This is a genomic window from Acetobacter oeni, from assembly GCF_011516825.1.
Lineage (GTDB): Bacteria > Pseudomonadota > Alphaproteobacteria > Acetobacterales > Acetobacteraceae > Acetobacter > Acetobacter oeni.
Genome location: NZ_WOTA01000081.1, coordinates 1 through 1305, shown reverse-complemented (window position 1 = coordinate 1305; position 1305 = coordinate 1). Strand labels below are relative to the sequence as shown.

General features: G+C 60.1%; 1 protein-coding gene. It reads right to left on the bottom strand.

Features of this window, described 5'->3' with window-relative positions; all coding sequences use genetic code 11:
• Positions 1-114: 114 nt before the first annotated feature.
• Positions 115-1041, bottom strand: coding sequence for a hypothetical protein (locus GOB90_RS18635; RefSeq protein ID WP_146893135.1), 927 nt, complete (start codon positions 1039-1041; stop codon positions 115-117).
• Between the last annotated feature and the right edge of the window lie 264 nt (positions 1042-1305).

The window sequence follows — 1305 nt, the reverse complement described above, 5'->3', positions numbered from 1 at the left end:
GCGGATGGCGCCCAGTTTACCTTCGAGGGAATCACCGGAAGCGCCGTCGCCAGAACAGCCTTCAGCCGATACGTGCGCGGGTCATGGACGGCAGGTTTCTTGCCGAGTTTACGATCAGACAACGTTTGCATCCTCATTTCGCTGTCGGAAATAACGTTCGATTTCGCGGCGCATCTTCGGCTTGTTGCCAGCCAGCTCCCACGCGCCCCATGTGTTGCGGATCAGATCCTCATCAGGCTGGAAGTCATTGCGTGTCAGGATGTCCCAGCGGCTTTCGTAAGCCCGGTCCCGTTTCGAACCGTGGAACTTATGTTCAATCGTTCCATGCAACGCACCGATATTGCCGTTGATCGTGGACATGGCCCGGGACTGCCAGCGCAGGCAGTGCCTTTTGTAGTCGTGGCTGATATTACCGGGATAGCTTTCCGAGACCCGCCCGATCAGCCCAAGCGCCATGTGATGGTCAGCAGAGCCGAGCGCGGCAGTATCGAGCAGGCCACCCGTTGCTGTCAGCGCCCGGCGCGTCGCTGCCCAGGCGTAACCGGGATGAGCAAACCGATAAGGCGAACGGTGCGCGTTCGGTCCCTGTTTAATGGTTTCGCCATCCATCCACATCCGGCAGAACGAGCGATGGAGCTGCATATGCTCGCCATTCGGCCCGAGATCGTAGCAGTCAGACCACGGCTGGATCACGTCGAAGAGCTGAAGCGCCTCGACCGTCTCACGCGCCCAGTGCTTCTGGCGAAAGAAGATGTCACTGTCGATCCAGGCAACGTATTGCCAGTCCTGCGGCAGATTACCGATGCCTATATTAAGGCAGCGCTCTTTCTCCCAGACCAGCGTGTTGGCACGGACGCCGACGTGATTGACGCCGGGAACGTGGCAGACGAAAGGCCGGTCGCCGTACTGGCACTCGACAACGGTCAGACTTGCACCGGATTCAAGGATATGTTCGGCCCACTCCCGATAGATAGCGTCGGGCACTTGCCACCGAAGCGGATTGGATCTGGCTGTTACTACGTGAAGCTGAGACGCGAGCATTAGAGATACCAACTCCGAACAGGGATTGAGGCCGCCCACGCGGCCAGAGTGCCGAAAAGAAGCAGCAGAAAGCCCAGGGCGGTCATCGGTCAGCCGCCCGGCAGAGACAGAATGTGAAGAGGTTCGCGGCCATGATGACCGCGAGGATGGCGCAGGGCATCAGACACCCAGCGCAGCGAGCGCCTGCGCCTCGGTCATCGTCGGGATGGTAGCAGCGCGCGCGCCGGACACACCGATCAGGCCCTCGAACACGCTGATGATCGT